Annotated in this window: 9 protein-coding genes; 2 read left to right on the top strand and 7 right to left on the bottom strand. The window is 43.9% G+C overall.

The features are described from left to right. Both ACTJKC_RS21985 and ACTJKC_RS21980 read right to left on the bottom strand, forming a co-directional pair. On the bottom strand, window positions 1-6,857 hold a 6,857-nt coding region (locus tag ACTJKC_RS21985), incomplete at its 3' end, for a tandem-95 repeat protein (RefSeq protein ID WP_440795353.1). Then, the gene (locus ACTJKC_RS21980) at window positions 6,853-7,761 is read right to left on the bottom strand and encodes a LysR family transcriptional regulator (protein WP_440795347.1); all 909 of its coding nucleotides are present in this window, start codon (window positions 7,759-7,761) and stop codon (window positions 6,853-6,855) included. The genes ACTJKC_RS21985 and ACTJKC_RS21980, both read right to left, overlap by 5 nt. Window positions 7,762-7,852: 91 nt before the next feature. Here ACTJKC_RS21980 and ACTJKC_RS21975 point away from each other — a divergent pair, with 91 nt between their 5' ends. Then, window positions 7,853-8,575 (top strand): class I SAM-dependent methyltransferase, encoded by a 723-nt coding sequence (locus ACTJKC_RS21975; RefSeq protein WP_440795345.1) that lies wholly within the window; start codon window positions 7,853-7,855, stop codon window positions 8,573-8,575. Window positions 8,576-8,785: 210 nt separating this feature from the next. Then, the gene (locus ACTJKC_RS21970; protein ID WP_440795343.1) at window positions 8,786-8,995 is read left to right on the top strand and encodes a hypothetical protein; all 210 of its coding nucleotides are present in this window, start codon (window positions 8,786-8,788) and stop codon (window positions 8,993-8,995) included. An 82-nt stretch (window positions 8,996-9,077) separates the two neighbouring features. Here the strand turns inward: ACTJKC_RS21970 and ACTJKC_RS21965 are convergent, their stop codons facing one another. The 5 genes from ACTJKC_RS21965 to ACTJKC_RS21945 form a co-directional block, all read right to left on the bottom strand. Continuing rightward, entirely contained in the window at window positions 9,078-10,838 is a 1,761-nt protein-coding gene (locus ACTJKC_RS21965) for a RagB/SusD family nutrient uptake outer membrane protein (RefSeq protein WP_440795341.1), read from the bottom strand. A gap of 7 nt (window positions 10,839-10,845) precedes the next feature. Continuing rightward, window positions 10,846-13,887, bottom strand: coding sequence for a SusC/RagA family TonB-linked outer membrane protein (locus ACTJKC_RS21960; RefSeq protein WP_440795339.1), 3,042 nt, complete (start codon window positions 13,885-13,887; stop codon window positions 10,846-10,848). A gap of 997 nt (window positions 13,888-14,884) precedes the next feature. Further along, window positions 14,885-18,982 (bottom strand): hybrid sensor histidine kinase/response regulator transcription factor, encoded by a 4,098-nt coding sequence (locus ACTJKC_RS21955; protein WP_440795337.1) that lies wholly within the window; start codon window positions 18,980-18,982, stop codon window positions 14,885-14,887. A 49-nt stretch (window positions 18,983-19,031) separates the two neighbouring features. Beyond that, complete coding sequence (locus ACTJKC_RS21950) at window positions 19,032-21,713, bottom strand: DUF4962 domain-containing protein (protein ID WP_440795335.1); 2,682 nt, start codon at window positions 21,711-21,713, stop codon at window positions 19,032-19,034. A 155-nt stretch (window positions 21,714-21,868) separates the two neighbouring features. Continuing rightward, the gene (locus ACTJKC_RS21945; protein ID WP_440795333.1) at window positions 21,869-23,233 is read right to left on the bottom strand and encodes a sulfatase family protein; all 1,365 of its coding nucleotides are present in this window, start codon (window positions 23,231-23,233) and stop codon (window positions 21,869-21,871) included. Between the last annotated feature and the right edge of the window lie 5 nt (window positions 23,234-23,238).

Here is a 23,238-nt window from a genome sequence, read left to right as displayed (position 1 = left end):
GCTGAAGCCTGGTTGGTAAACGAACCTGCATTCACCTCGGTTAAAGTAACGGTGTGTTTAGCGGTTACGGTTACACTTGCACCTGGTAATAAGCTGACAATGCCTGCAGGAGTGATTGATCCTGCATCGGCACCTGCATCGGTTACCGCAACATTTGTTAAAGTTACATTACCCGTGTTGGTTACTACAATGTTGTAATTGATTACATCGCCAACTTTGCTTACGCTGTTGGTGGCTACTTTGGTAAAGTTTATGGCTGGTGCTGCTACCAGGGTTATATTTACGGGGATAGTTACCGTTGTGGTACCACCTTTGCCATCGCTTACCGTTACAGTGAAGGTATCGTTACCTACGTAACCCGCAGTTGGGGTATAAGTATAGGTACCATCAGGGTTTACGGTTACCGTTCCGTGCGCTGGCGGGGTGCTTACGGTAAAAGTAAGCGGATCACCATCTGCATCACTTGCAGTAATTGTTCCGTTAACCGGTATATTCTCCGGAGTAGTAATGGCCGGTGCCGAAACAACTGGCGCCACATTGGTTGGATTAACAGTTACGTTAATGGTTACCGTGGTCGTACCGCCTTTGCCATCGCTCACTGTTACCGTAAATACATCTGTACCGCTGTAATTGTTAGCAGGAGTGTAAATATAGGTTCCGTCAGGATTCACTACTACAGTACCATGTGCAGGAGGTCTAGTTACCGCGAAGCTAAGCGGATCGCCATCTGCATCGGTTGCGGTAATGGTGCCATTAACCGGTGTGTTTTTATTGGTGGTGATGGCCGGTGCAGAAGCAACTGGCGCCACATTGGTTGGATTAACAGTTACGTTAATGGTTACCGTGGTAGTACCGCCTTTGCCATCGCTCACTGTTACCGTAAATACATCTGTACCACTGTAATTGTTAGCAGGAGTGTAAGTATAGGTTCCGTCAGGATTCACTACTACAGTACCATGTACAGGAAGCGTGGTTACCGCGAAGCTAAGCGGATCGCCATCTGCATCGGTTGCGGTAATGGTGCCATTAACCGGTGTGTTTTTGTTGGTGGTGATGGCCGGAGAACTGGCTACAGGGGCATCGTTCACCGGAGTTACAGTTACCGGGATGGTTACGGTGGTAGTGCCTCCGTTGCCGTCGCTTACCGTCACGGCGAAACTATCCTGACCATTATAATCCGAATTTGGGGTATAGGTATAAGTACCATCGGTATTTAATGTTACCGTTCCGTGCAATGGCTGGGTAGTTATCGCATAGGTTAAGGCATCGCCATCCACATCAGTTGCGGTAATGGTACCTGTTTTAGGGCTATCCTCTGCCGTGGTAACTGCAGGAGAACTTACCACAGGGGCATCATTTACCGGAGTTATAGTTACCGGAATGGTTACGGTGGTAGTGCCTCCGTTGCCGTCGCTTATTGTTACGGTGAAACTATCCTGACCATTATAATCCGGATTTGGGGTATAGGTATAAGTACCATCGGCATTTAATATTACCGTTCCGTGCAATGGCTGGGTAGTTACCGCATAGATCAAGGCATCGCCATCCACATCGGTTGCGGTAATGGCACCTGTTTTAGGGCTATCCTCTGCCGTGGTAATGGCTGGAGAACTGGCCACAGGGGCATCATTTACCGGGGTTACTGTTACCGGGATGGTTACAGTGGTAGTGCCTCCATTGCAGTCGCTTACCGTTACAGTGAAACTATCCTGACCATTATAATCCGGATTTGGGGTATAGGTATAAGTACCATCGGCATTTAATATTACTGTTCCGTGCAATGGCTGGGTAGTTATCGCATAAGTTAAGGCATCGCCATCCACATCGGTTGCGGTAATGGCACCTGTTTTAGGGCTATCCTCTGCCGTGGTAATGGCTGGAGAACTTGCCACAGGGGCATCATTTACCGGGATTACAGTTACCGGGATGGTTACAGTGGTAGTGCCTCCATTGCCGTCGCTTACTGTTACGGTGAAACTATCCTGACCATTATAATCCGGATTTGGGGTATAGGTATAAGTACCATCGGCATTTAATGTTACCGTTCCGTGCAATGGCTGGGTAGTTACTGCATAGGTTAAGGCATCACCATCCGCATCAGTTGCAGTTATGGTACCTGTTTTAGGGGTATCTTCTGTGGTACTAATGGCTGGAGAACTGGCCACAGGGGCATCATTTACCGGGGTTACAGTTACCGGAATGGTTACGGTGGTAGTGCCTCCATTGCCGTCGCTTACCGTTACAGTGAAACTATCCTGACCATTATAATCTGGTTTTGGAGTGTAAGTATAGGTGCCATCAGCGTTTAATATTACCGTTCCGTGCAGTGGCTGGGTAGAAACCGTATAGTTTAACGTATTTCCATCCACATCTGTTGCGGTGATTTTTCCTGTTTTAGCCTTATCTTCTGCTGTACTGATGGCTGGCGAGCTGGCCACAGGAGCATCATTAACAGGGGTTACTGTAATCGGGATGGTTACCTTTGCGGATCCGCCCTTGCCATCGTTTACCGTTACGGAGAAGCTATCGTTACCATTATAATCTGAATTTGGCGTATAGGTATAGGTGCCATCAGCATTGAGGATTACCGTTCCGTGTGATGGACGGGTAGTTACCAAATAAGTCAGGGCATCGCCATCCACATCGGTAGCGGTAATGGTGCTGCTCTTAGGGGTGTCCTCAGCTGTGATCATGGCCGGCGAGCTGATCACAGGAACATCGTTTACAGGCGTTACAGTTACCGGAATGGTTTCGTTTACGGTTCCGCCATTGTTATCGCTTACGGTTACAGTGAAGCTATCCGGACCGTTATAATTTGGATCCGGGGTATAGGTATAGGTGCCATCTGAATTAAAGGTTAATTTCCCGTGCATTGGCTGAGTGCTTACGGTATATGTTAAAATATCTCCATCAGCATCTGTTGCGGTAATTTTTCCGTTTTGAGGAGTATCTTCCGGCGTATTAACAGCTGAGACGGCGCTAATTACAGGCGCATCGTTTACTGAAGTAACTGTTACCGGGATGTTAACCGCTGTAGTTGCTCCATCACTATCTGTAACCGTAACTACAAATGCATCGGCACCATTATAATCAGGTACCGGGGTGTAGGTATAGGTTCCATCGGCATTGATGGTTACTGTACCGTGCGCAGGTTGCGTGGTAACAACATAGCTTAAAGGTTTACCAGCCAGGTTATCTTCCACATCGGTTGCAGTTACCTTATCGATTTTGGGAGTATCTTCCGGGGTGGTGATGGGCAAAGCCGTAGCTACAGGTACATCATTAACCGGATTTACGGTAATCGGAACGGTTATGACCACACTTCCACCATTATTATCTTTTATGGTTACCTCAATTTTTTCTGGTCCGTTATAATCTTTATTTGGTGTATAAACATAAGTGCCGTCAGCATTAAATACAATTGTACCATTGGCTGGTGGTAATGATAAGGTATAGGTTAAAGGATCTCCATCAACGTCAGCACCATTAATCCTGGCACTTTGCGGAGTATCTTCATTGGTGATAATTTCTGTAGGAATGGCTGTTCCTGTTGGTGCATCGTTAACCGAATTTACCTTAATGCTTAGTGTTGCGGTGCTAATACCTCCTTTTCCATCGGTTATGCTGTAAGAAATTAATGGCACATCACCATTATAGTTTGCATTTGGGATAAAAGTATAACTGCCATCGGTATTGATGGTGATAGTACCCACATTGGAAATTGTAAATGGCTGGCCCGGAGTTGGCGTATCGTTTATTCCTGCAACACTAAAACCGGTAACGGTTAAGGCATCTTTCTCTACGTCGGTGTCATTTTTTAACAATCCGTTTTCTGCGGTTATGGTTAACGGCACATCTTCATCGGTTACGCCATTATCGTTTTTAGCTACAGGAGCATCGTTTACCGGCGTTATATTGATGGTTAAGGTTGAGGTAGCTGTACCACCACGGCCATCGCTTAAAGTATAAGTAACTACCGGCAGGGCTCCGCTGTAGTTTGGCGCAGGTGTAAAACTGTAACTGCCATCGGTGTTGATGGTAAGGGTGCCAAAGGCAATGGGATTTAACGGATCGGTTAAATCCTGCATTAAATATGCCTGCCCGGTTACCGGCGCCACAGTTCCTATGCCGGGATAGGTAAAGCCTGTTACCGTTAATACGTCTCCATCTGCATCGGTATCGTTACTCAACAGGCCGTTTGCAGCTGTTTTAACCAAGTTACCATCCTCTGAAATAATAGCTACATCCGGATTACCTACAGGAATATCGTTTACTTCTGTAACCCTGATGTTGAGGTTTGCTGTGGCCGTTAATGTTCCATCAGAAATGGTGTACAAAACGGCAGGCACATTGCCCGCATAGTTGGCTACAGGGGCAAAAGTATAACTTCCATCGGCCCTGATGGTAAGGGTACCCACATTTGGAATAATAACGCTGCCCTCTGTAGCCGGCGATACCACTGTTGTAATACCCGATACGGTAAAACCAGTAACCGTAACCGGACCATCCACATCGGCATCATTAGCCAATAAACCAGCCAGCGCATTAACTGTTAAAACCTGGTCTTCGCTGGTTGTGCCATTATCTGCCTGTGCTACCGGTGCATCGTTTACCGCTGTTACATTAATATTTAATGTTCCGTTGGCTGTAGAGTTGGTCTGGCCCTGGCCATCGTTAACCACATAGGTAATTGCCGGCACATTTCCGTTATAATTTGCTACAGGAACGAAGCTGTAGGCACCGGTGCTTTCGATGGTGATTTTGCCTGCATTAGGAATATCAAATGCGCCTGATACACCCGGTGTTACAGGATAAGTGCCAAATCCAGCTATGCTGAAAGAAGTAATGGCCAAAGGATTTCCATCTACATCGCTATCATTGCTTAACAAGCCTGCAGCAGCTGTTTTGATAATTCCGGGCGAGTCTTCGGGGATGGTTTCCGTTTCGTTATTAACCAGGGGACTATCGTTTTCGGCTTTGATTTCGACGAACACATCCTCTGCGGTAAGGGCATATAACGAGCCATCAGATCCGTTCCATTTAAAGCTGGTTGTACCGTTCCAGTCGGCATCCGGCACAAAGGTGAGCTTGTCTAAATCTGCAAGCAGAATTACCTGTCCAACGGTAACATCAGTAACGGTACCTCCGTTGTTAATTTGCAACCTGCCATTTGCCGGCAAAGTTTCAATCCTGATGTTAACCAATGCGTCGCCATCAATATCGGTAAACTTATCGGTAAAATTGTTTGTGGTAAATGCTAACGGAGTATCTTCTGCCCCTGCATTTACACCTGTTTTATCAATATCGGCAACTACCGGCGGATCGTTAACAGGACTTACAGTGATGCTCAATGTTCCGTTGGTGGCACCTCCGTTTCCATCAGAAACCGTGTAGGTAATTACCGGAACTGTGCCGTTGTAATTAGCTGATGGTACGAAGGTATAGTTACCATTTGACTGGATATTAAGCGTTGCTGTATTGCCATGAGTATCGGTAAGGGTGATATCTGCACCTAAAGCAAACGGACCTGGCATACCTGCAACAGATATAGAAGTAATAGTCAGGTTGTCACCATCGATATCGCTATCGTTTACCAACAGGTTTTTGTTCAAGCCGGTAGAGCCCTCTGTTAAGGTTTCCGTTTCAACGTTTACGGTTGGCGCATCGTTAACAGGCGTTACCGTGATGATTAGCGTTGCACTTGCTTCGGCTGATGTAGCTGTATTGCCTGCTCTGGCAGACGGATCATCTGCAATGGTATAATGAATGGCTGGTACAGTACCGTTGTAGTTAAGTACAGGGCTAAACTCGTAATTTCCATTGCTGTACATTTTAATGGTACCCACATTCGGGATGACATGGCTTGCACCTGCAGCGCCTGCAGGCACGTTGTTTTGTCCCGAGATGCCCGCAATGCTAAATCTCACTAAAGTGATTGGATCCTGAGGAGTGTTCTGATCGGTATCGGCTCCCGCTCCTGTAATTACATTGGCCGTTAAAGTTCCGCCATCTTCTGCCATGGTGCCGGTATCATCCTGGGCAACCGGCGGCAGGTTGTTATTGATTACCGTAATGGTTAAGGTACCATTATCTGTACCTCCGTTATTATCGGTAACGACATAATCGATTACAATGCCTGGCAAACCGCCAAGGTAATTTTGATCTGGCGTAAAGGTGTAAGTTCCGTTTGCGTTTAATGTAATTTCCCCCTTGCCTGCTATGGTGAAAGGTGTACCTACTACGCCGGGCGTACCGTTTACACTAAAACTGCCTACAGCTAAGGTACTATTGTCTATATCTTTATCGTTGGTTAAAACATTACCACTTACAGCAGTATTGAGCTGGGTGGTGGCAATATCATCTCCTGCTACAGGAGCGTCGTTAACCGGAGCAATGTTGATGGTGATGGTTTTGTCTGAAACAGCGAACAAATTACCGTCGCTGGCATTCCAGTTAAAGGTAGTGGTACCATTCCAATCGGCATTAGGCACAAAGCTGATGTTGCTCAAATCGGCCAGGTTAATGAGCTGACCGACAATAATATCGTTCGCTCCTAGTTTTAGCACACCGTTTGCAGGTAAGTTGACAATTTTAACCTGTGACAGAGCAACTCCTTCTATATCATTATAGTTAGCTGTAAAATCAGTCGTTGCGAAAGGCACTGTGGTATCTTCTGATCCTGTTTTAACAAAATCGGTTAATACTGGCGGGTCGTTTACCGGTGTAATGGTTATGGTTAAGGTGCTTGTTGCCGTAAGCGCCGGGGTTGCATTATCGGCTATGGTATAGGTAATTACCGGAACTGCACCGCTATAATTAGCTGAAGGACCGAAGGTGTAACTGCCATCAGCATTAATGGTGATATCGCCTACTCCGGCAATGGTTATTATCTCTATAATGCGCGATAAACCACTCCAGCGCAGGGTTTTGACCGGATTCTTTGTAAGCCAGCACCACTTCTGTATTCACCGGGATATCATTAAGCGTAATAAAAGATACTTTCAATTGCGCATATTGCTTTTTTAAAGATGCAGGCAAAATAGATACACCCAACCCTGCTTCTACCAGTTGCAAAATGGAATGCACATTGTTGGCCTCATGGGTAATATCGGGTGTAAAGCCCATTCTTTGGCAAATTTCAAGTAGTTTTTGATTGTAATGCGGCGCAAAGTCCTTATTAAAAAAAATAAATGGACTCTTCTTTAAAAAATCAGCAAAGGCTTGTTCCGTTAAAAATTCGTGATTTGTTAAAGGAATTACCACCACAAACGGATCAAAAAACAAAGATTCTACCTTTAATTTTCCGGATAATACGGGCGCCCGCAAAATGCCTACATCAAGCCTCCCCTCTTCCAGTTCTTTAATCTGTGTAAGTGTAGGTACTTCGAACAAACTGGTTTTTAGATAGGGGAATTCTTTTTGCATCGATTTTAAAATTTCGGCAAGGTGCGACTGGTACACCGAACTGATGTAACCGATTTTCAATTCGCCGCTTACCCCCTCATGTATTTTGCGCGCTACTTCTTTGCTTTCTTCGAGCCTGGCAAATAAAGCATCTACCTCAGTTTTAAAGTATTTACCGGCATGGGTTAAGGTAACCTGTTTGTTGCTCCGCAGAAATAACTGTACCTGGAGTTCTTCTTCGAGTTCTTTAATCTGCCGGCTTAAAGGTGGTTGCGAGATAAACAACCGGGTTGCCGCCTTGGTAAAATGAAGCTCTTCTGCAACGGTTTTAAAATATAAAAGATGCCTGAGCTCCATATCTATAATACTTAAAAAGTATCAATTTATGCATAAATTGATATTTTACAAATATGATCAACAAGCTTAACTTTATCAAAAAAAGTAAAATATGGATACATATTATTCGCAGAAAGCAACAAATGAAGAAATTAAAACCCGGTTCGATAACGATGTAGAGCGTTTCTCTAACCTCGAAAGCGGTCAGCAAACTACCATTGATGCGCCCCTTACCATGGAGCTTTGCACGGGTGCTGCAAAATACATTAATCCGGATGCCAGAGAACTGCTGGATATTGGTTGTGGTGCGGGCAATTACACCTTAAAAATGCTGAGCAAGATTCCGGATCTTAACTGCACACTTAATGACTTAAGTTTACCCATGCTTGAACGTGCAAAAGAACGCATTTCGGCTCAGACTAATGGAAAAATAACCACTATACAGGATGATATGCGTAACTTGGAGCTGCCGGATAACCACTTCGATATTGTCCTTGCTGCTGCCACTTTTCACCACTTACGTACAGATGCAGATTGGGAACTGGTATTTACAAAAGTTTACAAGGCGTTAAAGCCGGGGGGCAGCATCTGGATTTCGGACCTTATTGCTCACGATTCGTCTTTGATCGACAAACTTTTTCAAGATCATTATGGCGCCTATTTAGAAACGCTTGGCGGCCCTGAATACAGGCAAAAGGTATTCGATTATATTGCGTATGAGGATACACCACGTTCTTTAAATTACCAACTCACGCTGTTACAAAAAGTTGGATTTAAGGTGACAGAGATCCTCCACAAAAATTCATACTTTGCTGCATTTGGAGCGATAAAATAAGGGCTGATTAACGCGCTTAATACAACCTTTAGCTTTGATAAATTGAAGAAAAATCCTGATTCGTTTATATATTTTTTTCCCAAGCTCTGCCGCGCAGCATGAATTATTGGTGAAGAAAATTTAAAACAGCAACAAAGCCTTGCATCAATGTAACAAACCTGTTATATTCACGTCAGCATTTATCATGTTTACTTAATAAACAAGTTGGTTATGAGAAAAGGTGTTGTTATACATATTGATCCGGTTTTTGGAAAAGGTTCTATTGAAGATGAAAACGGGCAGGATATTTTTTTTGATCTTGATCCGGAACACAGCCACATTAACACCGGTGATGCGGTGGAATTCCAGATTATTCTTGGCCGGGATGGCCTGGTTGCTTCAGATGTTCAGGCAATGGTTCAACCACAGTTTCAGTCCTGATAATAGCAGTTGATGATCACACTCCAAACAAAAACAGTAGCAAGCTATGCTTACTACTGTTCTTAAATTAGTTATCCTTTTATTAATATCCCTGGTTCTGCTTAATTGATTTGGTTACATCAAGTGTTGCCTGCGGGATCGGAAAAATCCTCCTGAAGGGTTGGCTTGTGGGTTTTGCACTGAAAGGAAGCTCAAACTTGCCAAAACGGATCATCTGAGGGCGTCTTAAAAGCTCCCAGTAAGTTTCGTAGGCAATCTCTTTATACAGCGTGGCTTCGTTAATAGATGTGATTGGTGTACCCGCAGTGCTGCCATAATACGCCTCGCGCTTTCTTGAGGTGCGCAACCTGTTTATATCGGCCATGGCTTCTGCTGTCATCCCCTTGCGGAAATACGCCTCTGCACGCATGGTATAAATGGCACCCAAACGTATTAACGGGATATCCACGTTGCTGGTTCCGTTATCCAGCTCAGGATCGAACTCATATTTGAAACAGCGTGCGCCCCTGTTAATTTCGTTCTGTGCAAATACTGCCTGCGCAGGGTTCGAGAAGTTCAGCTCGGGTGTAAAGTCCATTTTTGTGGTGGTACTTTTCTCCATCACCAGTTCCGATACCTTGATCCTGCCATCACTGGTCATTTCAAAACCGCCTCCTGTGGTCAACTTAGGGCCATACTGCTGACCAACCATAATCCCCCTGTTAAAGTGGAACCAGGGCAGGTTATTGCTCTTCGGTACAATATCGGTAGCGGGTACACTTCCAGGGCCATCGTTGGTGAACCAGGTACCGTCGGCATACTGGTATTTCTGCGAAAACCTGGGATCATCATGGTTACCATCCCAGCTGGCATAAAACTGTGGACTGATACAGGCGGCATTCGTACCCCTGTTGGCCGGCGAAGCACGTTGATTACGCTCTACGCACACATAAGCAAAAGAGTTAGATCCATTACGCAGGTAATCAATTTTCTGTACGACCACAAAAATCAACTCTTTTCCCCCCGAGTTCTTAATTGCAAAGTTGTCGAAATAATTGCTCAACAAGCTGAATTTGCCGGAGTTGATCAATAGCGAAGTGTAACTGATCACTTTGTCCATATCCGTTTCGGCTGTGTTCACCGATTTCTCGTTGAAGTTGAAGCTTGCCGCATAACGGTCTTTAAAAACGGCACGGTTCAGGTACATGTTTGCCAGCAATCCATAAGCTGCTTCTTTGGTAAACCTGCCGTTATGGGTAGATTGCTCACCCAGCGGGGCGAGATTGGGAATAAGGGCTTCTACCTGTAAAATCAGCTCATCAATCGCCGCGGCCGACTGTTTCATCTCCAGCGGTGCTTTCTCGTCCATCGGATCGCGGTAAGGCGCCTGTCCGAAAAGGTCAAGCGTAGTATAGGTATAAAAAGCCAGCAGGCCTTTTGCTTCTGCTAAATAAAGCGTTTTTTGCGAAATGCTGCTGTTGGTAATTTCCTTTATAGCGGTTAACGAACGGGTGATTCCGTTGGTGAGCATGTTCCAGTTATCGGTAACAATCGGGTTATTGGGTGCCCAGGTAAACTCGTGCATCGAGCGCCATTTGCCCCCATCTCCCCAGTCGCTGCCGCGTGTAGGCAGTATAGCTTCATCAGTGGTATATTCCTGTAACGAGAAAACCGCACCATGGTCTACAAAGGTGCCTTCGCCCAAACGGCTGTAAGCAGCAGCCAATGCACCTGCAGGATTAGAGGCGCTGCTGCCCAGTACCTCATCAAGCACTTTTTCATCGAGCTTGGTACAGCCGGCAAAAACAAGGCCTGCAGCAAGCAACATCATGGTTTTTATCTTGGTAATTTGATATCTTTTCATCTGTTTGTTATAGTTTTAAGGTGGCGCCAAAAATGATTGTACGGGCAGTTGGGTAGCTGGTATAATCGATACCGATAGACTGGTTGCCGTTTGCTGCCTTAGGGCTGTTAATAAGTGGATCGTAACCGCTGTAATTGGTAATGGTGAACAGGTTCTGTCCGGTAACATAAAGACCAAGACCCTGTAGCCAGCTCAGTTGTTTCACCTTGATGTTGTAGCCCAAACGTACCGAGTTTAACCTGATGAAATCTGATTTCTCCAGGTATAGCGATGACAGTTGCGGCGGGTTAGCGGGATTGGCGCCCATATCAAAATAATGTTTGGATACGTTCCTGTCGGATGCCAGGTTATTCATATTTAGTGCGTTCAGCCCGGTATTGTTTACCAAGTAGGCACCCGTCTGTCCGATAATAGAGAACGAAAAGTCGAAGTTCCCGTAAGTCATCTGGCTATTCAGTCCGTAGGTAAAGGTTGGAATAGCCCCCTGGAAGATCACTTTATCATTGTTATCGATTACCCCGTCGCCGTTCACATCCCTGAAGATGTTATTCCCCTTGCTATCGAAACCGATATGCTCCAGCATGTAGAAAGAACCGGCAGCATAGCCATTCTTGTAGATGTTAGCCGTTACACCTGATAAGCCAGGGCCCGAAATTACACCAGAGGTGATCTCCGAAATGGGCAGGTCTTTTACTTTATTGTTCAGCGTGGCACCGTTTACATCAACATTCCAGTTGAATTTGCTGTTGCTGATCAGTTTAGAACCGAGCATAAACTCAAAACCCTTGTTTACGATCTTGCCACCGTAATTTCCATCGAGGTTTACCCAGATATCATTTGTAGGGCTCAGCACCGGTGCAGGAATATTCAGGATGGCATCGGTAGTGGTTTTGTTGAAATAATCCAGCGTACCGTAAAGCTTGCCTTTAAAAAGCTCAAAGTCCAGACCTACATTGTACTGTGTAACCACCTCCCATTTCAGGTCGGGATTGGGTGTCCTGATTACATTGATGCCGTTTACCAATGTAAGATCATTGTTCAGGTAGTAACCCTGATTCGGCGAAAGTGCGTAACTGGCTTGTGTAAGCTTGTTTTGTACCTCCTGGTTACCCGTTTGGCCCCAGCTTGCCCTTAATTTCAGTTCGTTTACAACCGGAATTGTCTTCAGGAAATCTTCCCGGGCAATGTTCCAGCCTAATGCGAAGGAAGGAAAATAACCGTATTTGTTATTGGCACCGAAACGGGTCGAACCGTCGGCACGTACAGAGGCTGTTAACAGGTATTTATTGTCGTAGGCATAGTTTATCCTCGAGAAATACGACTGTAACTCATTGATCTGTGCAAAACCTGTTACACCATTTTGCGTGCCGGCATAACCCGGATTATTCTCTGGCAGCACACCAGTACCTTTGCCAGCCAAACCAATGATGGTAAAACCAGTACCTCCTCTTTCAAATTTCTGATAGGAGAAACCGGCAACGGCATCGATTTTATGTTTGCCTGTAAGCAGGCTGTAGTTCAGGTAGTGCTCCATCAAAGTACTCTTCGAATCTACGTTGGTTTGTACATATCTTCCGGTTGGGTTAAGATCTGTAATGTTGGGGAAGATGGTGGTATTACGCTCTCCCACAGAACGGTCAAGCCCCAGGTTGAATTTGTACTCCAGCCCTTTTATGATCCTGAAAGACAGATCCATGTTTCCCAGTACCCTTAAAGTGCGGGTACGGTCGCGGTAAATATCCAGCAGATAAGCCGGGTTATAATGTGCATTGGCATTGAAGTTGGTAAAATTGCCGTTGTTATCGTACACAGAACGGGTCGGGTTCGACATCAAGGCCTGGATAATCAGCTGACCGTTCGATCCGCCATCGTCGCTGGTGGGCACACCATCATCGCGGGTTTCGCTACCGGTTAAGTTGATGCCGATCTTTAGGCGTTTATCATCCAGAAAAGATTCGGAAGCGTTGATCCTGGCCGAAGTACGTTTAAACTCACTGTTCTTCACAATACCTTCCTGATCCATCTGCGCTGCCGAAACATAATAATTTCCGGTGTTAGTCGCTTTGGAAAAAGATACCGAGTTGTTCAGTGTTCTTGCCTGACGGTAGATTACATCCTGCCAGTCGGTATTGCCACCATGGTCAAAAGCTTTGTCTTTTATCGCTGCGCGGTATTCATCTGCAGTTAAAAGGTCGAGTTTGTGGGCAACGTTCGAAAGGCCCAGGTAAGAGTCGTAGGTAAAACTGCCCTGCCCTGACTTACCCTTCTTGGTGGTTACAATAACCACACCGTTGGAACCACGGGCACCATAGATTGCTGCCGCAGAAGCATCTTTCAATACCGAGATGGATTCGATATCGCTGGTGTTTAGAAAGTTTAAAGGATTTTTAGCTCTTGATGAACCGAAACCCACATTAGAGCCTCCTGGGCTCACATCGTCGTTGGTTAATGGCACCCCGTCTACTACAAATAACGGAGTACTGCCACTGCGGATGGAGCCCGTACCACGGATGGATACATCTACACCACCACCGGGTTCGCCGCTGCCGGCCACAACGCGTACGCCAGCAATTTTGCCCTGAAGCAGGTTATCGGCAGAGGTTACAACACCCTGCCTGAAATTGGCCGCATCAAGCTGGGTAACCGCCCCGGTAACGTCCTTTTTAGCCTGTTTACCATAGCCTACCACCATTACTTCGTCCATCATGGAGGCATCGGGTTCGAGGCTGATGTTAACCACATCGCTACCGGCCGGCACAAGTTTGGTTTTGTAACCAATAAAGGAAACCTCAAGTGTTTTCCCTTTTACATTGTTTAGTTTGAACGCGCCCTTAGCATCGGTAGAAACTGCGTTGCTGCTGTTCTGTTCTTTTACGGTGGCTCCGGTGAGGGCCTGATTGGTTTCGTCGGTTACACGCCCGCTTACCGTGCGGCCGGTTTGCTGTGCGGAAACGGCAAATGCCGAAACCACCAGTAACGCAGATAATAACATCTTCTGGAAAAGATGCTGCGGTAACCGGAATTTAATAGAATAAAGTCCTTGCATCATAATAAATAGTAAGTGTTTGGTTTGGGAAATCGTTTTAATAGAAATCGCACAAAGATGTTCTTTTGATGTAAGCAGTATTAGCCTGTTAGATTATTAAATTGTTAAATCTGACAGGTTAATATTATGCAATGACCGTAAAATAAAAGTGGCTTAAACGTTTTTTATGGTCGGTGAGACACCTACCATTAGGATAAAGTGGCTTAAACGTTTATGACGAGGTTTTTTATTAAAAGAAGGTTTTACTTTTATGATCGGTGAGACACTGACCATTAAGATAAAATAAGCAACAGGAAGTTAATTTTATGGTCGGTGAGACACCAACCATTAGGATAAATAAAAGTGGCTTAAACGTTTATGCTGAGGTTTTTTATTAAAAGAAGGTTTTACTTTTATGGTCGGTGAGATACCAACCATTAGGATAATGAACACAAAATAAAAGTGGCTTAAACGTTTTTATGGTCGGTGAGACACCTACCATTAGGATAAATAGAAATCGCACAAAGATGTTCTTTTGATGTAAGCAGTATTAGCCTGTTGGATTATTAAATTGTTAAATCTGACAGGTTAATATTATGCAATGACCGTAAAATAAAAGTGGCTTAAACGTTTATGCTGAGGTTTTTTATTAAAAGAAGGTTTACTTTTATGGTCGGTGAGACACCAACCATTAGGATAATAGAATAAAGTCCTTGCATCATAATAAATCGTAAGTGTTTGGTTTGGGAAATCGTTTTAATAGAAATCGCACAAAGATGTTCTTTTGATGTAAGCAGTATTAGCCTGTTAGATTATTAAATTGTTAAATCTGACAGGTTAATATTATGCAATGAACATAAAATAAAAGTGGCTTAAACGTTTATGATGAGGTTTTTTATTAAAAGAAGGTTTTACTTTATAGTCGGTGAGACACCAACCATTAGGATAAAATAAGTAACGGGAAGTTAATTTTATGGTCGGTGGGGGACCAACCATTAGGATAATCGCCACTTTACCCTTATTATTTCATTTCATCAGCACGGGCTAAATATTCACTTGGCATGCAGCCATAATGCTGTTTAAAGGCGGTAGAAAAATACGAAGGCGAGTTGAAACCGCACATATAAGTAATTTGTGCAATGGTATAACGCTTGCTTTTCATCAGTTCTACTGCTTTATTAAAACGGATCCGTTTGATAAAATCGGTTGCCGATTCGCCGGTGATGGCTTTAAATTTTAAATACAGGTTAGAGCGGCTCATGCCTATTGCACGACTAAATTTATCAACCGAAAATTCGGAATCGGCCAGGTGCTCTTCCACAATGGCAATGGCCTGTTTCAGAAATTCTTCATCAAGGGTATTAAAAGCAATATTTTCGGGTACCATTTCTTTTCTGGTAGAATAATGCTCTTTTAAACGTTTGCGCGAGCGAAGCAGGTTAGCCACTTTGGCGGCCAATAAACTGGTAGAAAAAGGCTTGGTTATATAATCATCAGCGCCCATTTCCAAACCCTTTATCTGCTGGTTGGTTTCGTTTCTGGCGGTTAACAGCATTAAAGGAATATGTGAGGTATTGATGTTCTGTTTTACGCGTTTACAAAAATGCAATCCATCCATTTCGGGCATCATCACATCGCTGATGATGATATCGTATTGCTCTATTTCGAGCATTTCTAATGCCATTTGCCCATTATAAGCAACGGCTACCCGGTATAGTTTGCTAAAATATTCCTGAAGATAGGAAATGATTTCTTCATTATCATCTACAATCAGGAGTTTGGTTGCCGAGGTATTTTCTTCATCCTGTAAGGTTTCGCTTTCTTCCCAAACGGCAATATCCTCTACCGGGGCAGCCTGATCAGGGATGATGGATAATTCGTACATTTTGGTTTCCGTAATGACATGATTAAGGTACACTTCATCCGAAATGGGGATGGTTACGGTAAACACGCTGCCCAGGCCTTTTGCACTTTGTGCTGTAATATGACCGTGATGCAGTTCTACCAGGCTCCTGGTAAAAGCCAGACCCACGCCTGAGCCGAGGTTCATTTCGCGGTTATTTACCTGGTAAAAACGATCAAATACTTTAGATAAATCCTGCTCGGCAATACCAACGCCTGTATCAGCTACTTTGATCAGGATATGATCGTTCTGTTTTACCAGTTCAATATTGATTTTCTGGTTGGCTCCACTGTATTTAAATGCATTAGATAAGAGATTAAACAAAATCTTCTCCATGGCATCTTTATCAAAATAGAAAGAAAGTTTTGCTTCTGTTGAATGAAAGGTATAGCTGATGTTGTTTTTTTCTGAAAGCGGCCTGAAAGATTCGTAAATCTCGTGCACAAAGCTCACAATGTCACTTTTATCTACTTTAAGCTGCCGGGTGCCCATTTCGGTTTTCCTGAATTCGAACAACTGATCGACCAGATTGTAAAGCCTTTTGGCGTTGATGAGCATGAGGTCGTATTTCTTTTTCAGGTTTTTATCTACCTGCGGCAGTTTCAGCAGTTCTTCCAATGGTGCTAAAATCAGCGTTAAAGGTGTCCTCAATTCATGCGACACATTGGTAAAAAAGTCCATTTTTACCTGGTTAATATCCCTTACCCGCTCTTTTTCAATCCGCTCGAGTTTTAACTGCTGTAAGGCCTTAATGCGTTCGGCAATAATACGATAGCCAAGGTATGAAGCCACGCCGAGCACCATGAATACCAGCAGGTAAAACCATAAAGTGCGGTACCAGGGGGGCAAAATCGCAATTTTCAGTTGTCTAACCGGGCTAACTTCGCCATTTGGACCTACTGCTTTGATTAAAAAAGTGTATTTTCCCGAAGGAAGATTGTTATAACTCACTTTAAGGTCACTGGTTTTTTGCCAGATGTTATCAATCCCTTCCAACTTATAGTAATATTGGGTACGGTTGGCCGAGATGTAATTAAAGGTATTGAACAAAATGCTAAACTGTTTAAACTCTGTGCCAAGTTCGAGCTTGCCTGCCTGATCGATATATCCCTGAAGAATATCGGTTCCATCGCCAGCTGCCACACTTTTATTAAAAACCTCCAGACCGGTAAAAGTGAGGTTTAAATGGAGCGGCTGCTGGTTAACCATTGAGGGATAAAAATACGAAAGGCCTTTAATCCCTCCGAAAAGCAACATCCCGTCTTTTGCTTTGCAAAACGCATAATCATTAAACTGGTTGTTCTGCAAGCCGTCTGATTCATCAAAAGCCTGTGATGTTCTGGTATCTGGATTGAAGCGGATAAGCCCCCTGTTGGTAGAAACCCAAATATTGCCTTCGTTATCGGGCTGTAAACCGTAAATGGTGCCTTTTATAAAATCCTTTTGATTTTTATAGGTGATAAATGATTCCTGGTTTTCGTCATATAAAATTAATCCTTCTCTCGAACCAATCCATATTCTGCCTTTGTTATCCTCCGTAATACAGGTAATTACTTCTTCCTTTAACTGCGCATTAATATCATTTCCAAACAGCATATTATCCGGATAAAAAAGGGTAATGCCGTTGGTAGAACCGATCCAGATCTGGTGTTTACTATCTTCAAAAAGGTAAGTAATATCATCAGAACCAGGCCTTTTGCCTGCCCGGTCTAAATGGATGTGCGTAAAAGTCTGGCTTTTAGGATTAAATTCATCCAGACCAGAGCGCGTACCGATCCAGATTCTGTTTTTATAATCTTTTAAAATGCCGTAAACCAGGTCGCCGGCTAAACTGTTGGGATCGCTCTCGCTATGACGGTATCGTTTTACGTTCCCGGTATTCGGGTTTAAAATATTCAATCCGCCGTTATGTGTACCAACCAGCAGGTTCTTGTCGTTGTCGAAAGCAATGGCTTTTATGTTATTTGCGCTTAAGCTGTTTGGGTTATTTTCGTTGTTAGAAAAGTAGCTGATGGTGTTGCTTGCCCTGTTCCAATAGTTAAGGCCTTTATCATTGGTGCCGATCCAAAAATTTCCTTTGGTATCTTCCTTAATCGCGCTTACTACTTCATCATTTAAGGAAAGTTTGCCCGTATTTTGACTGAGGAGGTTAAATTTAATATCGTTTTTATGGTAATAATTAACCCCGCCATAAAAAGTCCCCAGCCAGATGCCATTTTGTTTATCCCTGAAAAAACAACGGACCGAATTCTGGCTAATGGTATAAGGTTGAGAAACCTGGTGATAATAGTTCTCGAGTGTATTGTCCTTCAGGTTTAAAATAGATAAACCTTTAAAGGTGCCAAGCCAGATGTTGCCTTCTGTATCTTTTCCAACGCAGCGGATATTGTTATCGGCGATGCTTTTAACCCCGGGGACATGCCTGAAAACGTTTTTTTCGCCGGTTTCGAAATGATAGCGGATAAGTCCTTCACCTTCTGTTGCCACCCAAAAAACAGCACCATCTATAAACACATCGTTTATGGGCGGTTTATCGGTTCCCAGATCAATTTTAACTAGTTTATGCTGCGGGCCGGTCATTTTAAAAAGGCCAACTTCGGTACCGATTAAAATGGCTGATTTCCAGCTGCCAATATATACTACCCTTTTAATGCCGGTGTTGAAAGAATCATAATTAACCTGTTTAAACTGTGTTTCTCCCGCAGCGAGTTTAAAAATCCCGCCAACAACAGAGGTTACCCAAATGTTATGTTGCGGATCTTCGGTAATAGACGAAACGTACCATTCGCCCAAGTTACGCGGAAGTTTATAATTGGTAAAGTTATCTGTGGCATAATTGTAATTGCTTACTCCCTGGTTGCCACCCACCCAAAGGCTCCCTTTATGATCAACAAAAAGCACACGGGTGTAATAAGACTGCAAACTTTTAGGATCTGATTTTATGGGCCGGTACACTTTAAAACCTTTACTGTCGTAGCGGTTAAGTCCATCCTGTGTGGCCATCCAGATAAAACCCAGGGTGTCTTGTTTAATTGAAAAAACCGTGCTTTGCGATAAGCCCTTATCAACCGAAATATTACGAAAATAACGGTCCTGTAATTGCGCCCGTGCATGGCCTCCAGCAAAAAAAAGGCATACACAGGTTACAAAAACAGCCACCCACCGGTAACTGATGGTATTTATGGCCGATATTTTTATGGTTGCTTTTTGAAACATGGTTATTCAAATTTAATCATTCTGACACCATCAATTACCCATTATTTAACTATTCTTTATCATAAAGGGCTACATCGGGCAATTTATCTGTTACTTCCTGTTTTTCAAGCTTAGTGCCCTTCATTTCCAGCAAGGTAGAACTGCCTGTTTGCTGAGGTTTATAAGCCTGACCATTAAAACTAACCGGCAGATCGCCATAGTTGAACAGGGCATTGACCTGTTTACCAAAAACCTGCAATGCTGCCTTTTTATTGCCATCCAGTTGTGCCTGGATATCCCAGTTGCCTATCTGTAAATGATAAAGTCCGTTTGTAGCCGACAGTGTTTTGATGATTTCTGCCTTCCCGTCTTTAACCTGGAGAATGGTTAAAAACCTGAATTTTTGTGCGGGCGCCGAAGTAATGCCGGCATGCCACTGGTCTTTATATTCCCTCAGTTTGCCCCCCTCGCCGGTAAGTTTCATCCAGTTTACGGCAGGTTCTGTAAAATTATGGTGCACCGTTAAGCCGATAGCCGAATTTGCAAAAACGCTGGCATCCAGCTGGCCGGTTTCTGTTTTCACCACAAAATTCTGCTGTATCGGGTTATCACTTTTCGCCGCTTCAATGGTGTAATTGGGTGAGTGGAACTGAGTGGTCCATTTAACCGGGTTTTTGGCTTCGAGTTCATCATATAACACAATATAATTTCCTTCCAGCTGCAGCATGTGCCTGCGGTACAAGGTTACATTGGGGTTGCCATGGCCGTTAGCAGTTGTAGGGGTTAAATTGATCTGTTTAAACCTGCCCAGCCAAAACTCGCTGGTAATGTCGCCGTAGGCATTACTGGCATCGCCAAGTGCATATTGAATGTGGTTGCCCGAAATGCTCCTCGGTATCCAGCCGTAACCTTCTTCGCCTAAGCGCTGCCCGATACTGTCGGCCAAAATGGTACTGTATGCCCTTGAAGTACGGTAATAAAGTAAATTGTGCTTATCGCTGAAATTGCTATAATAACCACTTCCGCCTAAAACCACTTTACCATTATAATTCACAGTAATGGCATTTTGAGCGGAATGACCATGGCCTGATGAACCAAAAGGACTGCTGAGCAGGTAACTGGCCAGTTCTTTATCGAGTTTGGTCAGGTCTTCGTGCATCGCATCTACACCCACATCGGCAAAAAGCTTAGATTTTGGCAAATCTGCAGGAGATTTCTCGGGAAATTTCTGCGTTGGCTTATAATTTAACAGCCTGAACAATAAATAATCGTCTGTACCGGTAAAATATTCAGGATTAGTAACCCTTAACTGGCTTACATACCAGTTTAAATAAGGATTATTCAATTTTAAAGCCATTGCTTCACTAAACTGAGCTTGTCCTTTATTAATATTGGGCATATTTTCCCAGCCATCGCCAATGGCAGTTGAGGCTGATTTGGGTGGATTGGTATAAACGGTGTATAACGCCAGGTTTTGCATCCACGGCAGTTTAAAATAATCTACACCTGTAAAATCGCCAAAAAGCTGCGAGAGGTAAATAATCGATCTGTAATTTACCTTAAAATAGCCATTGCCCTCATGCCAGCCGCCATCGGTTGTACCCAGCACAGGGAAACGGGCAGACCATACTTCGTAAAGATAGCTTAACCATTCTTTGGCTTCAGGTACTTCGTTTACTACCGGAATGGTACCAATGGCCAGGTTGCGCAGGGTGATCTGCCATACATGGTTATCACTTACATGCAGTTCGAAACGGTTGGGCAAATGGTCGTATATTAATTTTGCGCGTTTTGTAATCATGGCTTTAAACTGCGCTTTTTCTTCTTCGCTGATGCGATCGTAACCCACATCATAAAACCAGCCCAAAGCCTCTAAAACAGCTCCACTATTAAAATCATCGTGGGTGGCATAATGCTTATCCGGGTCCATATTAAGGATATTGATGGCCCTTCTTTTGGCATCTATAATAAAACGCTCATCGTGTGTAAGCTGGTAGGCAATGCAAAGGTTCCTAACCGGATCGCCCACCATATCTCCAAAACCGTGGTACATCCTGTCCATCAATCCACGTTTTTCCAAACCGGTTTTACCCGTGGTATCAATATCCCTTACTGGTTTTTCGGCAGGTAAAGGGGCTTTCATCAACTTTTCAGCAAATGCAATAAATTTTTTGGCCTCCGGGTTATTTTTATTGTTGTTGTAAAAATCTTCGCTAATGGCATGCATGTTCCATAACCTCGGATGCGGAGCTTCGTTACGCTTAATTACTTCTGCCAGAGGTGGCGATACTTTTTCGCTGGCATATCTGGCATCTACCACAAAATCGTACACCGGCGACCAGCTCCATTTTGTTTCACCTTTTAGTGCATAGCCATATTTCCAGAACCATTTACCGGGTTGCAATGCCTGGTGTAGAGGATAAACGGCCCAGGCCTGTATATCACTTTTTATAAGAGCTGTTTTGAAGTCTTTATCGCGGGCTAAAAAAACCTGATAACGGATATTGCCAATATTCGGATCTTCAGGAATATCGCTCCCGCTTTCCATCGGTGTTACCATTTTTTGTCCGTTTGTAGCGGGCCAAAGTAATGCCGGGGCATTTGTAGGCACCGTAATGCCATTTACAGGATATGGCCATTCGCGCACCCTGGCATGCAATTTTCCGGCAGTGAGTTTAATTACTGCAGGCTGTTGCTGGGCCAGAACGTTTAAAAAGAATAGCGTTAAAATGGGAGTGAGTAATTTCTTCATTGTTGTGATACAGTTTTTTCTTTTTATTTGGGCGTGCCCCTGCGGGTCGGGCTATCCGCTACAAGTCCTCTCCCGATGAAGAATCGGGATCCGGGCTTTCTGCTGCTATCCCTCACGCAGATTTATCGTTATTTTAAATCAGAACCAGATACCATCTATAAACCTGCGGTAAACTGATCCTTATTGGTTTTGCACCATTGCTTTAAATAATTTCGCATTGCTAACAGTTTCTTTTTGTAGGCCGCATTTACAGCAAGGTTATTTATTTCGCCGGGGTCTTTTGATAAATCAAACAGCTGTTCTTTTTGTTCCCCTTTATTATAAACGATGTATTTAAAATCTTTGGTAATTACAGCACGACCATTGATGCCCAACAGGTCTTCATTATCTGCAAAATCGGTTTCGATGACCAGGGTATCGCGCAGGTTTTTAGCGGGATCAGCCAGTTTCTTACTGATGTCTATGCCCTTTAAATACCCTGGTTTAGCGATTCCGGCCAGGCCGCATATCGTCGGGATCATATCGGTGCCGTTACATACCAGCATATCGTCGGTACGTTCTTTCCACGCTCCCATTTTCGAAATGATAAAAGGCACTTTCGAGGCTTCTTCGTATAAAATCTGCTTCTGGTTCCAGCTATGGCCCGCATATCCATCGCCGTGATCGGCTGTAAAAATGATGATCGTATTTTTTTCTACACCATACTTTTTAAGTGAAGCCAGCACCATTTCGATATAACCATCAACTTTTTCTACCAGGCGGTTGTAAGCCCAGCGGTATTGCCGCCATTTTTCAGGACTATAATTAACTGACGGATAAGTACGTAAGCCCACTTTTTTTTGCTGGTCGCGCACAATCTGAGGTTCATTTGCCGGGATTTTCCAATTGGCAGGCAATGGCGGACATTGATCTGCGGGGGGTGCATCAGCTAATAAATCCATCTTTAAGGTTTCGCCCCTCGCCCATTCACAGATATCGTGAGGGTTTAAAAACGATGCCACCAATAAAAAGGGTTTGTCTTTATTTTCCTGAATAAAACGCGCACAATAAGCCGGTGTACCAGCATCGTTATAATCGAGAAAATTGGTATTCTGGATATATTTAAATCCATGCTGACTGATTTTTGTGGTAGGTACGGGCAAATGCCATTTGCCTACATAACCGGTTTGATAACCTCCGTTCTGAAAAATCTTGCCCATCATCAGTAAACTATCAGGCCATTGGCCGTCTTTTTCGGGCGAATTGCCAACAAAACCTGTTTCGAAAGGCATTTTACCACTAAAAATTGCCGTACGCGATGGGGTACATAAAGGTTGCGCGCAATAAGCTTTGGTAAACCGGATTCCATTTTTAGCCAGTTTATCCATAGCAGGGGTATTAAGTTCTTTATTTCCTGCAATGCTCATCGCTTTTGCCGTTTGCTGATCGGTCATGATAATCAGGATATTTGGCTTATTGCCATTTTGGGCACTGGCTACTGCTGTTAACAAAAGCAACTGGAACAGGATGATATACTTCATATTTT

Origin of the sequence: Pedobacter sp. 22226 (assembly GCF_052045455.1) — a bacterium.
GTDB classification, from domain to species: Bacteria; Bacteroidota; Bacteroidia; order Sphingobacteriales; family Sphingobacteriaceae; genus Pedobacter; species Pedobacter jeongneungensis.
The sequence above is the reverse complement of the archived record's forward strand: the minus strand, read 5'-3'. Positions and strand labels throughout refer to the sequence as shown.

Excerpts from the sequence above, each read along its gene's own strand:
- ACTJKC_RS21960 (WP_440795339.1), bottom strand. The coding sequence starts at position 13,887 with ATGATGCAAGGACTTTATTCTATTAAATTCCGGTTACCGCAGCATCTT.
- ACTJKC_RS21980 (WP_440795347.1), bottom strand. The coding sequence starts at position 7,761 with ATGGAGCTCAGGCATCTTTTATATTTTAAAACCGTTGCAGAAGAGCTT.
- ACTJKC_RS21975 (WP_440795345.1), top strand. The coding sequence starts at position 7,853 with ATGGATACATATTATTCGCAGAAAGCAACAAATGAAGAAATTAAAACC.
- ACTJKC_RS21945 (WP_440795333.1), bottom strand. The coding sequence starts at position 23,233 with ATGAAGTATATCATCCTGTTCCAGTTGCTTTTGTTAACAGCAGTAGCC.
- ACTJKC_RS21970 (WP_440795343.1), top strand. The coding sequence starts at position 8,786 with ATGAGAAAAGGTGTTGTTATACATATTGATCCGGTTTTTGGAAAAGGT.
- ACTJKC_RS21955 (WP_440795337.1), bottom strand. The coding sequence starts at position 18,982 with ATGTTTCAAAAAGCAACCATAAAAATATCGGCCATAAATACCATCAGT.
- ACTJKC_RS21965 (WP_440795341.1), bottom strand. The coding sequence starts at position 10,838 with ATGAAAAGATATCAAATTACCAAGATAAAAACCATGATGTTGCTTGCT.
- ACTJKC_RS21950 (WP_440795335.1), bottom strand. The coding sequence starts at position 21,713 with ATGAAGAAATTACTCACTCCCATTTTAACGCTATTCTTTTTAAACGTT.